Origin of the sequence: Pseudomonas sp. CYM-20-01 (assembly GCF_023169845.1) — a bacterium.
GTDB classification, from domain to species: domain Bacteria; phylum Pseudomonadota; class Gammaproteobacteria; order Pseudomonadales; family Pseudomonadaceae; genus Aquipseudomonas; species Aquipseudomonas azotoformans.
In genome coordinates this window covers 3,540,075-3,552,696 of record NZ_AP025169.1, presented here as the reverse complement: position 1 = coordinate 3,552,696, position 12,622 = coordinate 3,540,075, and the positions used below count along the sequence as shown (strand labels likewise).

At 58.3% G+C, this 12,622-nt stretch carries 7 protein-coding genes; 4 read left to right on the top strand and 3 right to left on the bottom strand.

Going from position 1 to position 12,622, the window contains the following annotated elements; all coding sequences use genetic code 11:
• Nucleotides 1–8: 8 nt before the first annotated feature.
• A complete protein-coding gene (locus tag M2497_RS15895) occupies nt 9–3,506 on the bottom strand; it encodes a response regulator (protein ID WP_248481495.1) in 3,498 nt (1,165 codons plus the stop codon).
• Nucleotides 3,507–3,701: 195 nt separating this feature from the next.
• Between M2497_RS15895 and M2497_RS15890 the strand changes: the two genes are divergently transcribed.
• The 3 genes from M2497_RS15890 (at nt 3,702) to M2497_RS15880 (ending at nt 9,715) form a co-directional block, all read left to right on the top strand.
• Nucleotides 3,702–7,583 (top strand): hypothetical protein, encoded by a 3,882-nt coding sequence (locus tag M2497_RS15890; RefSeq protein ID WP_248481493.1) that lies wholly within the window; start codon nt 3,702–3,704, stop codon nt 7,581–7,583.
• Nucleotides 7,584–7,801: 218 nt separating this feature from the next.
• Complete coding sequence (locus M2497_RS15885) at nt 7,802–8,167, top strand: response regulator (protein WP_248481491.1); 366 nt, start codon at nt 7,802–7,804, stop codon at nt 8,165–8,167.
• A gap of 147 nt (nt 8,168–8,314) precedes the next feature.
• Nucleotides 8,315–9,715: a DUF1254 domain-containing protein gene (locus M2497_RS15880; protein ID WP_248481489.1), complete on the top strand. Its 1,401-nt coding sequence runs from the start codon at nt 8,315–8,317 to the stop codon at nt 9,713–9,715.
• Nucleotides 9,716–9,774: 59 nt separating this feature from the next.
• Here M2497_RS15880 and M2497_RS15875 read toward each other — a convergent pair whose 3' ends face one another.
• Nucleotides 9,775–10,443, bottom strand: a complete 669-nt coding sequence (locus M2497_RS15875; protein WP_248481487.1) for a DUF3313 family protein — start codon at nt 10,441–10,443, stop codon at nt 9,775–9,777.
• A 90-nt stretch (nt 10,444–10,533) separates the two neighbouring features.
• Complete coding sequence (locus M2497_RS15870) at nt 10,534–11,028, bottom strand: hypothetical protein (protein ID WP_248481485.1); 495 nt, start codon at nt 11,026–11,028, stop codon at nt 10,534–10,536.
• 166 nt (nt 11,029–11,194) lie between these two features.
• On the opposite strand from M2497_RS15870, the gene ccoN reads away from it, so the two are divergent.
• The gene (gene ccoN, locus M2497_RS15865) at nt 11,195–12,622 is read left to right on the top strand and encodes a cytochrome-c oxidase, cbb3-type subunit I (protein ID WP_248481483.1); all 1,428 of its coding nucleotides are present in this window, start codon (nt 11,195–11,197) and stop codon (nt 12,620–12,622) included.

The following is a 12,622-nucleotide window of genomic DNA, read 5'->3' as shown; positions in this document are numbered from 1 at the left end:
CGCTCCACTTAAATGCGTTCCATCTTCGGTAGCCACACGCGGATCAGTGAGAACAGGCGATCCAGGTCGATCGGCTTGGCCAGGTAGTCGTTGGAACCGGCCGCGAGGCAGCGCTCCTGATCGTCTTTCATGGCCTTGGCCGTCACCGCGATGATCGGCAGCTTTTTCCAGCGCGGGTCCTGGCGAATCAAGGCAGTGGCCTCGTAACCGTCCATTTCCGGCATCATCACGTCCATCAGCACCAGGTCGATATCCTCGACTTCATTGAGTTTGTCGATGGCCTCACGGCCGTTACGCCCGATGACCACTACCGCGCCTTTGTGCTCCAGGGCGCTGGTCAGGGCGAAGATATTGCGCACATCGTCGTCCACCAGCAGGATCTTGCGCCCCTCAAAGACCTTGTCGCGGCTGCGGGCGGTCTTGAGCATCTTCTGGCGATCATGGGACAGCTGGGATTCGACTTTGTGCAGAAAGAGTGTGACCTCATCCAGCAGGCGCTCCGGCGAGCGGGCGCCCTTGATGATGATCGAGCGCGAATACTTGCGCAGTTCGGCTTCTTCATCGCGGGTCAGGTTGCGCCCGGTGTAGACGATCACCGGCGGGAACGAGCAGATGTCCTCGGTGGCCATGCGCTTGAGCAACTCGTTGCCGAGCATGTCCGGCAGCTTGAGGTCGATGATCATGCAGTCATAGACATTAGTGCGCAGCAGGTCCAGGGCGGCCTGAGCATAGCCAACGTCGGTGATCTCAATGTCATCGTCGCCGATCAGGCGGGCAATGCTGTCGCGTTGCAGGTCATCGTCCTCCACCAGCAGCACACGCTTGACCTTCTGGGTCAGCTTGGCTTCCAGGCGCGCGAACACGTCCTTGAGCTCTTCGCGGGTGGTGGGTTTGACCGCATAGCCGATGGCGCCCATGTGCATGGCGGCTTCCACGCGGTCTTCCACGGAAATCACATGCACCGGGATGTGCCGGGTATTGGCGTGTTCCTTGAGACGTTGCAGCACGGTCAACCCGGAATGGTCCGGCAGGCGCATGTCCAGCAGGATGGCATCGGGGACATATTCCTCTGCCAGGCTGTAGCCTTCGTCCGCGCCGTGGGCTACCAGGCAGTGGTAGCCCAATTCGTGGGCCAGGTCGAAGAGGATACGCGCAAAATTAGGCTCATCTTCCACCACCAGGATGCAACGCGTGGTAAACGGGGCCTTGTCGCGGTCATCGGCGAAGCGCGGGATCAGGCTGGCATCGGCCACCGGCAGCGGCGACACCTTGGCCGGAGCCGGTGCGGGTGCCACCACCACTTGGCGCGGCTGCTCGATCGGTGCCACGTCTTCCCCCGGCTCTGCATAATGTTCCGGCAGTACCAGCGTAAAGGTGCTGCCTTTGCCTGGGGCACTGGTCACGCTGATATAGCCACCCAGCAGGGCCGCCAGGTCACGGGAAATCGACAGGCCCAGGCCGGTGCCGCCGTAGCGGCGATTGGTGGTGCCGTCGGCCTGGCGGAACGCTTCGAAGATGCTTTCCTGCTGGTCCGGCGCAATGCCGATGCCGGAGTCGCGCACGGTAAAGGCAATCCCCTCCTCCGATGCACGCGACACCGACAGGCTGACCTCGCCCTGTTCGGTGAACTTGACCGCGTTGGACAGCAGGTTCTTGAGGATCTGCTCCAGGCGCTGGCGGTCGGTATACAGCATAGTCGGCGTGCCTTCCTGCACCTCGACCTGGAAGCCGAGCTTGCGATCAGCCGCCAGCGGCTCGAACATGCCGCGCAGGCCGTCGACAAGCCGTGCCACGCTGGAGTTTTCCGGGCGCATCTCCAGCTTGCCGGCCTCCACCTTGGAGATATCCAGGATGTCGTTGATCAAGTTGAGCAGGTCGTTGCCGGCGGAATAGATCGATTCGGCAAACTTGACCTGTTCGGCGCTGAGGTTTTCCTGGGGGTTCTCGGCCAGCAACTTGGCCAGGATCAACGAGCTGTTCAGCGGCGTGCGCAACTCGTGGGACATGTTGGCGAGGAATTCAGATTTGTATTTGCTGGAGCGCTGCAATTCTTCGGCGCGTTCCTCCAGTTCCAGCTGGGCCTGGTTGAGCTCGATGTTCTTGCGGTCCATGGCGTCGCGTTGTTCGGCCAGGGTCTCGGTCTGTTCGGCCAGTTGCTCGTTGGTCTGCTCCAGTTCGGCCTGCTGGGTTTCCAGGTGGGCCTGGGACTCCTTGAGGATGCGCGACTGTTCTTCCAGCTCTTCGTTGGCGGTCTTGAGTTCTTCCTGCTGCACTTGCAGCTCTTCGTTGAGCTGCTGGGTCTCGGCCAGCACTTCCTGCAGGCGCTGGCGGTAACGCGCGGCTTCGATGGAAGTGCCGATATTGCCGGCAATCAGCTCCAACAGCTCTTCATCGCGCTCTTCCAGCGGGCGCAGGAAGCCCAGTTCGACCACGCCATTGACGCGGTCATCATCACTGGTGGGCATGACCAGTACGCTGCGCGTCGGCCCTTCACCCAGGCCGGAACTGACCTTGAAGTAGTCCACCGGCACATCATCCAGGCGAATCAGGCGATCCAGCTGGGCCGCCTGGCCGACGATGCCTTCGTCGCTGTAGATCGCTTGTTCCCGCTGTTCCTGTTCGCGGGAGAAACCATAGGTGGCCACGCGCTTGAGACCGCCGTGTTCTTCACGCACATACAGCGCCGCAACGGCGGAGCCCATGTACTGGGCAAAGAACTGCAGGATATTGCGCCCGAGCATATTCAGGGTCAGTTGGCCGAGCACCTGTTCGGCCAGTTCGGTCTGGCCGTTTCGCAACCAGGCTTGTTGCTCAAGGCGTCGCGCAATCTTCTGTTGTGACGCGAGGTTTGAACTGTAACTATTTGATAATGAAACAAGATTTTTACGACCGATGTAGGCCAGAAAGCCACTCAATCCCAATACAAATGCCAAGTACAGGGTGACGCTGATCACCGTGGTGCGGGTGACGTCTTCATTGCGGGTGATGCGAAACTGCTGCTCCATCGCCACCGCGTCGTCGTATTCCTTGCGGATTTCATCGGTCAGGCGCTTGCCGCGGCCGGCCTTGACTGCGCCGCGGTAGTCACCACTGTTGCGCTGCATATCAATCATCGACTGGGCGTAGTTGTTCCACTCGGCCTGCAGGGCTTCCAGGCGCTTGAGGCGATCCACCTGCTGTGGGTTGTCCGCCACCAGCTCCTGCAGGTTACGCAGGTCGGCGATGATGCGCGGCTTGGCCACTTCATACGGGTCGAGGAAATGCTCGTCGCCGGTGATCAGGAAGCCACGCATGCCGGTTTCCAGGTCCACGGTCAGCTTGGACGATTCATTGAGGTTATTGATAACCCGGTCGGTGTGTTCAACCCATTGGATCACCGACAACAGGTAAGTGATCAGGCACACGAAAAACACCGCGCTGAGCACGCCCACACCCAGGGGCAATGCAACGTTTCGGCTCAGCAGATTACGAAAGCTCTTTTCATCGACGGACGAAGCGGGAGTCATGGGCATGCCTTGGCCAAGTGCAGAAAACCCAGGAGTTTGCCCCAAACTTGGGGTTGAACGCTATTTTTATGCCAAATACTGTCAGGTGACTCACTGCCGATTGTGAGACCCCACGTCAAATCAAGCCACTGTTTTGGCTGCTTACATTAGTGAACGCGGAGGCACAGGAACGCAGGTCGCAGGGCATTGCACTCAATGATGCGCCTTGAAAAAGGCAGCCTTGCGCAAGCAAATGCGCGGATAACGTCCAACTTCAAAGGGTATCCAGCCATGACCAGTCTCTACGCGGTGTCCACATCAGCCCTCAACCCACCCACGCATGCGGCCAATCAACTCTATCGACTGTCCCAACCCACCTCGTCCGAAAGCGTCGCAGAACAACAGGCCAACCCGGCGCCACAACCGACTTCTCTCACAACAGCCGACCTCTCCAACAAAACCCTGATTGGTAATGCCCGCAACCTGCATACCCTGTCGCAAGCGCTGCACAAAATTGCCAGGACACTGGGACACAACGCGTCTCCCCCGGCGGTGCTGAACGCACTCAAGACCACCGCAATGGACATCCACCCGCATTCATCCTTTCCAACGCAGCCTGACACCCTTGTCACACTGGAGAGCTTCATCCGCGGCATTGGCCTGGGTCTACCCACCAACCATTTTTCCTTGACCGCGTTAGCGGATGCCGTCAGTGAGAGAGCGGTGGCGAACCCGTTTGGGAACTTCGGGGGGGCACTGTCCTGGCCTGTACCTTTGAGTACTGACGATCAGCGAACGCTGCAGGCAGCGGCTCTCCAATACATCAAGGATCACGCGGAATCACCGGAGACGGGCCACAGCCTGGGAATCCTTGAGTTGCTCAATGACAACAAACCCTTGACGGATGAGGCCAAGGCAGACCCCATCAAAGCGTTGGAGTCGATCCTGAACAGCCCCCGAGGGCAGGCGTTTGGTCGGGCAATGCAAGCGCATATGAAGGGTATCGACACCGCCACCAGCGCCCATGACTACGCCCTGCCGGCGATCTACCTGGCCCTGAACCCCGAAGCTATTACCAACCCGCAGCGAAAAAGGGTTGAACCGCACCTTTGGGGCGCTAGCCCGTCAGCGGTGGTCGATGCGCAGGTCAAACCCCTGATAGACGATGGCCGGGTTAGCCCGGAGATGGCCGACGTTGCCGCAACGATAATATTCGGACTGACAGCGCCTGCGTTTAAGGTAAAAGGCCTTCCCGACAATATCACTTATGGCAGCCCGGCCTCGGCCCGCCTGCAGATCGCAGTGGATATCCAGGAAGCGCTGTCACCCGGGTCGGCGATGACCATGGGCTTCGACGAAATCATGATCAAGGCCGAAAAGGCCGCCCAGGTCGATCCAGCGGTAACCGAGCTCGCTCAGAAAACCGCACTGGTCGATTGGGGGGTTGTCAACGGCCTGATCGAGAGAAAGGATGACAAACACTACACGGACCTGGAACTGGATGAGCTGAGAACCCAATACAACCGCGAGTTCGCAGAGCAGATCGACGCACAGACGTTAGCCAATGCTGAAATACCCAGCCGTAAGGACATCGCCCTCGCCAAACTGAAAGAACGTTTTGGTGAAGGAATTCCGTTTGAAAAACCCCTGTTGAAACTCCAGACATCCGGCCATCAATCCCCCGCAATGCCGATCTACAATCCAAACTTGCGGCCTGAAGGGTATTTTTCGATGCTCGACATCGCGATGATGGAAAACCGTGGTTACACCTGGACGACCGCTGACCCGCGTATCCCCCTCGCCGCGATCAACGAAAATCCTGTTCTCGGTGTGAATGCAGCATTCAAGCAACAATTCGACGAGGCTATTGTTTCGCGAAAGAAAGGTCTGAGTGCGACCGTCAGGCACCTCATATCCAAACTCCCCTTGGATCAACGCAAAGACTTGGAATATGGAAAGCTGCGCTTCTTTCATGATTCGGCGTACAGAATAAATTTCATAGACAAAACACTGCTACACAAATACCTCACCTTTTCGATAAAAACCGAGCGTGACGGCGTGTCGTCTGTTTATGAGGTCGACATCAAGAAAGGCACCATCACCAAGCAACGCAGCGGCAAAAATTACGATGAGAGCACCTATGGCCCAGGCTCACGGCAAATTCATACAACCGAGTTCCGGCCGTCCCGCTATAGCCAGGCAAACCAGAAGGAAAACACGGGCGACAGCGCAGTCACGCCAAAAAGCTTCAGCAGCGACCGCAGCCAATACATTGCCGATGCGTTCGTTGAGCACCTGGATATCGATAACGCCGATGTTGTGAAAGCGGCCAAAGGCTCTACGCAGTTGGACAAACAGTTCGAAGCACAGGATCGCGCGGCCAACTTTTTCCTGGACCTGATCCCGTTCAGATCGGCCATTGTCAACTTCATAAACGGCAACTATGTGGCGGGCGGTCTTGATCTGACGATGGATGTCATGGGGTTCCTGACCGCTGGCGCAGCGACTGCGGCCAAGCTGGTCAAGGTGGGGGCGATCGCCGGCTCTGCTGCCACAAAGCTGGCCAAGGGCGCGCGCGTTATTGGAGCGGCGACCCTCAGTGCATTCAACCCGCTGGGGGGCGCAGACGACCTGGTATTTGGCGGCGCAAGGCTACTGGGCAAAAGCCCTCGGGCACTGGAGAAAGGCATACAAATGCTACGTGGCACATCAGACAGTTATGGGCTGCTGAAAAACCTCAGCCAGCAGTACGACATAGCCGCAATAGGCAGCTACAAGGTCGGCGAAACAAAGATCCAGACGGCTGCCGTATTCAACGATGGACAATGGTACCGCTACGACCCGATCAAGGCTCAACCCTACGGAGCCCCGCTGGAGAACTTCACGCCCTCTGTCGCGGCCTCCGCGGGGGAAATCAAAGGGTTGACTGAGTCGAGGAGCATCGAGTGGTTCACCAGTTGGTGGAGTTCCTCCCGTCCCGACGCCAACCCCGATTTCGCAAAGGAATTCGAGGACTTGCGGTTAAGCGCCTTGAAAACGGACGCCGAAGGATTCAACCATGGTTATAACAGCCAGACACCGCCGTCGATTACCGGGTACTCAACATCCCTGAGCGTTGAACAGCTCAAGACACTTTCACTGCAAGCCGGTCCAAGTGCGCAACAGTTGGGAAGCCTGATTCGCCGTATCGAAGACTTGGAAGAACTGCCGAATACGTTCTATACCAAAATGGAAAACCTCAAAACGCTGGATGCGGACAGTTTCAAGCAGGGTTACAAGTACGGAACGCCCGACTCGATAAAGGGGTACAAGGAGGGGTTGAGAGTCCCTGAACTCCAGGAGCTGGCTTTGCAACGTGGATTGACGACGCAACAAATGGGCTGTCTGTACCGACAGGTTGAAAAGCGTGCGATCACGCTCAACCTGTCCCTGGCCAAAAAATTCGGCGATAACATCAAGGCCGCGGGCGGAGCGTTCGTCCCGATGCCACAAGGTTTGTACCTCAGCCAAGTCAGTCCTATCTCGGGAGGGCAGTGCGCGGTGTTTGCTAACTCGATGGCCTATGCCATTCAGGAGGGCAAGCAAACCACGCTGTTGGAGAATCTTTTCACGGTAATGGCTCATCCCGAGCATCCCGCCACCCAGACATTTCAAAAGACTATGCAAAGTTTCCAGGCCAAGCTCAGGCATGACTTTCATGTAGGCCAATACAAACAGCAGCGGACGGCTGCGCAAATCATCGAGCAACTGGCGAATGCCAACACGTCGACCCGCCTGATGATAGGTAATACAACACACGGTATTACCGCAGGCGTTGTCGTAAAGGGCGGCGAAAAAGAATGGTTCTACTTCGATCCCAACTTCGGGTTGGCAACATTCAAGTCCGAGGCGTCTATGCGCGCCGGTGTGGAAAGTGCAATGAGCACCGGTTCAACGAGCGCATTATTCCGTCCGAATCCGGGGACCTTGACCTATTCTGTCTCGGACTTCAGTGAATTGAACCTGATGAACACCGTCGGCAGCATCAACGGCGTGCATGACCTAGTGGCCATCCCGCTATCAATTTCCTCCCCCAGATTGGCCTCAAGTGTCGCCTGACGTTTGACGGGGAGTACCGGCATCATCCGATTCCTGGAGATGCCGCAGTCCCTTGTGAGCCCGGTAGAAACCCGACCACAGACTCATACGGGACATTCCTTCCCAACACCGGCACAATACCGACCTCGGTGAGGGAACTTGCCGAGATCGCCGCGACTCATTAGAGGATGGCCTTTCCACCGCTCACGGCCAATCCTTTCACTCTCGGGAATTTTTTTATGTCCGCCACCGCCTCCACCATCCTTGTCGTCGAAGACGATGCCATCGTGCGCATGCTTATCGTCGACGTCCTGGAGGAGTTGGAATTCAACGTGCTGGAGGCCGGCGATGCTGAAGAAGCGCTGGCACTGGTGCAAAACACTGGCCAAGTGATCGACCTGATGATGACCGATGTCGGCTTGCCGGACATGGACGGCAAGCAACTGGCTGCCAAGGTCCGCGAACTGCGTGCGGACCTGCCGATTCTGTTCGCCAGCGGTTATGCGGAAAACATTGACGTGCCGGCCGGCATGCAAGTGATCGCCAAGCCGTTCTCGATCGATCAATTACGCGACAAAGTCAAATCGATGCTGCCCGCACTTTAATTTCGACCTGTACACGGTGCCGCCTGCATGGGCGGCATTTTTGCGTCAGGTGTTCAGAGATTAACGTGACCTTCGGTCAATAACATCGGAAACTCAACGCTATTCAGACGCTACCCTACAAAACGCACTCAGGAAGGACGCAACAACATGATTGGAAAACCGACGCGCCTGCTGTTGGCGAGCCTCTCGATACTCATGAGTACCGGCGCCTGGGCCGACTTCACGGCAACCCCGGCCGAAGCCCGGGCCATTGCCAAGGAAGCCTACCTGTATGGGTTTCCGGTGGTGGACATGTACAAGACGCTCTATACCCAGGCCGTTGACAAAGGCGGTGCCAACTTCAAGGCGCCGTTCAACCAGATCGGCAATACCGCGCAAGTGTTCACGCCCAAGGACACGGCCTTCGTCACGCCCAACGCCGACACGCCCTACTCGTTCGTCTGGATGGACCTGCGCCGCGAACCGCTGGTGCTGACCCTGCCCAGGATCGAAGACGACCGCTACTACTCGGTGCAGTTGATCGACCTTTATACGCAGAACTTCGCTTACCTGGGCACCCGCAGCACTGGTAACAACGGCGGCCACTACATGATCGCCGGCCCCGACTGGAAGGGTCAGCAGCCGGTGAATGTCGACCGCGTGATCTACAGCGAAAGCAATATTGCCTACGCCCTGTACCGCACGCAGTTGTTTGATGAAAAGGACCTGGGCAAGGTCAAGCAGATCCAGGCCGGCTATAAAGTGCAGCCACTGAGCAGCTACGTGAAACAACCCGCGCCAGCCAAGGCGGCCAAGGTCGAATGGCCAAAGCCCACGGCGACCATGACCGAAGGCCCGCAATTGTTTCGCTACCTGAACTTCATGCTGGCCTTCGCCGCGCCGCAGGACAGCGAAAAAGAGCTGCTGGCCCGCTTTGCCAAGATCGGTATCGCCCCGGGCGCGCCGTTCAAGGTCAAGGAGCTGACCACCGAACAGCGCAAGGCCCTGGATGAAGGCATTGCCGACGCCCATGCCGAATTTGCCGCGTTCAAGAAAGACAAAGTCGACACTCACCAGATCACCAGCGGTGATCTGTTCGGCAGCCGCGACCACCTGAACAACAATTACCTGTACCGCTATGCCGGCGCCAACATGGGCATTTTCGGTAACTCCTCCGACGAAGCCACCTACATGAGCTACTTCGTCGACAGCGAAGGCAAACCCGCCAACGGCGCACGCCACAGCTACACCGTGCATTTTGCCAAGGACCAACTGCCGCCGGCCGATGCGTTCTGGTCGCTGACCATGTACGACGCCAAGACCAAGCTTTTGGTGCCCAACCACAAGAAGCGCTACCTGATCAATTCGCGGATGCTGCCCAACCTCAAGCGTGACGCCGATGGCGGCCTGACATTGGCCTTGCAGCACCACGAGCCACCGAAGGCCGAGCAAAGCAACTGGTTGCCGGCGCCACCGGGTCCGTTCTACGCGGTATTGCGCATTTACCTGCCCAAGCCTGAGGTGGGTAACGGCCAATGGAAGCTGCCGCCGTTGACGCCGCTCAAGTAACGCCACGCGCCCGGTCGCAACAATGGTGAGGGCACCGCAGCCCTCACCTCTCGCAAGTTCTAGCGCGTAAGTTTCACGTACGACTGATGCAGGTCCGACGCCCAGCCATCAATCACGCTTTTCACGTCACCGGCCTTCATCACCTGCGAATCGTTGGACAGCGGCTTGCCTGTGCCTTTGCGCACCACCTGGGCGAGCACCTTGCCATTGGCGCCATCGAGGAACTGCGCCTCGGTGCCCAGGGTGGTTTCCTGATCACGGATCCCGGTGCCGGTGCTTACCGCCGCCACGACGAAGGCCACCGGAATATACTCATAGGGTTTGAGGCCTTCGGTCTTGCTGCTCACGGCGGTGATTGCTGCACGCACCACGATCACGCCTGGACCTGGCGCATTGGCCAGGGGCAGGGATTTTTCCAGCTCACGCTTGAGTGCCTGGTTGTAGTAGGTGTTGATGCCGTTGAGGGTGGTTAGCGGAATTTTCGCGGTGGCCTGGGGCTTAGGGTAGAACTGGGTCGGTTCGACGTACACCGCGTGATAGCGGCTCAGATCCAGCTCGGGATCGACCCAGCGCATCACCTCGGCCCCCGATGGAGACTTGGCTTCCTTGAGCCGGCTGTAGTCCGAGAGAAAGCCGGAATACTCATCCGGCGCGGTGATCTTGCTGGCACACCCCGCCAGCCCGAGCGAAGCGATGCACAACGTGCAGAGCAAATGCCTAAGTGTCATGTTTGAACTCCCTGGCGGTCGACGTTGGAACACTGAGTTGTAGGTATAGCCAATCCTGGCAAAATAACCCTGTTCCCATCATTCGACGTTTCAGCTGCGTTCGCGGGGGATCAGGCTTTGCAACTGCGAGGCCAGGAAGTTGGCGTCGAAACCAAAGGTGTCCGGGTCTTTGAGGCCATTGGTCTTCTTCCACAACCAGTCGTTCTTATCCACGGGTAATACCAACGACACACTGCCGTGACGTGCCGCGGTCAGGCCCATGACCGACACAGAGATCAAGCCACCCGCGCCCATGACATCCGGCACGAACTCCACCGGTTTGCCAGTGATCTGTACGGTCAGTTTCTCGGTCTTGAATGTCGAGGTCTCCACCGGCACGCTCGGGCCGCTGGCTACGTAAGCTTCACGGTGGACTTCAAGCAACCCCACCGTCTTCACCGGCTCAAGCCACTGCTCGATCTGCCCGAACAGCTCATCGAGCTTCTGCGCCCAACGGGCCGACTGCACGTCGAACTGCTGCTTCTTGTGCGCTTCGCTGTCGGCGTAATGACGAAGCATCTCGCCCAGTTGCTGTACATCGTCCATTGCGGAGTTCCTTGGGTGAGCCTGGTTGCGAAGCCTGATCATGGCAGATGCAGCCATTCGACGTACGGCTTAAAACTGATCCGCAACAATGAGGTTTTTCTGAGCCTGTTTTGTTTTACCCATGCTTCCTACAGTGCCGCCACTTGGAACCGTGGGAGGACTGAGCATGAGCAGCACAACAATCGGACAGGCGTATAACTATAAAGTCGTCCGCCAATTCGTTATCGCCACGATCGCCTGGGGCGTGGTGGGCATGGCCATGGGCGTGTGGATTGCCTCGCAACTGGTCTGGCCCGAGATGAATCTCGATCTACCCTGGACCACTTTTGGTCGGTTACGCCCCCTGCACACCAGCCTGGTGATTTTCGGTTTTGCCGGCAGCGCGCAGTTTGCCGCCAGCTATTACGCGGTACAGCGTACTTGCCAGGTGCGGCTGTTTTCCAACCGCCTCGCGGCGTTTACCTTTTGGGGTTGGCAGTCGGTGATCGTGATCATGCTGGTCAGCTTGCCGCTGGGTTACACCACCACCAAGGAGTACGCCGAGATCGAATTCTCCGGCGCGGTGTGGATGGCAGTGGTCTGGGTGGCGTACGCCATTGTGTTTTTCACCACCGTGGTGCGGCGCAAAACCCGGCACATCTACGTGGGCAACTGGTTCTTCGGCGCGTTTATTCTGGTGATTGCCATGCTGCATGTGGTCAACCACCTGGCGATCCCGGTGGACTGGTTCAAGTCCTACCCGGTGTATTCCGGGGCGACCGATGCCATGGTGCAGTGGTGGTATGGGCATAACGCCGTGGGGTTTTTCCTGACTACCGGTTTCCTGGGCATGATGTATTACTTCGTGCCGAAACAGGTCGGACGCCCGGTGTACTCCTATCGTTTATCCATCGTGCACTTCTGGGCGCTGATCACCCTGTACATCTGGGCCGGTCCGCACCATTTGCACTACACCGCCCTGCCCGACTGGGCGCAGTCACTGGGCATGGCCATGTCGCTGATCCTGCTGGCGCCGAGTTGGGGTGGGATGATCAACGGCATGATGACCTTGTCCGGCGCCTGGCATCAGTTGCGCACCGACCCGATCCTGCGATTCCTGGTGCTGTCCCTGGCGTTCTACGGCATGTCGACGTTCGAGGGGCCGATGATGGCGATCAAGACCGTCAACGCCCTCTCCCACTACACCGACTGGACCATCGGCCACGTACACGCCGGAGCCCTGGGCTGGGTGGCGATGATCACCTTCGGTGCGCTGTATCACATGATTCCCAAGGTGTTCGGCCGCGAGCAGATGCACAGCGTGGGGCTGATCAACCTGCACTTCTGGCTGGCCACCATTGGCACCGTGCTCTACATCGCGTCAATGTGGGTCAACGGCATTACCCAGGGCTTGATGTGGCGCGCGGTCAACGATGACGGCACCCTCACCTATTCGTTTGTCGAGGCCTTGCAGGCCAGCCACCCGGGGTTTGTGGTGCGGTTTGCCGGTGGTGTGTTCTTTCTGACCGGTATGCTGCTGATGGCCTACAACACCTGGCGCACGGTGCGTGTCGCGGACCTGAAAGTGGCGCAGCTTGATGCGCGGATCGCCTGA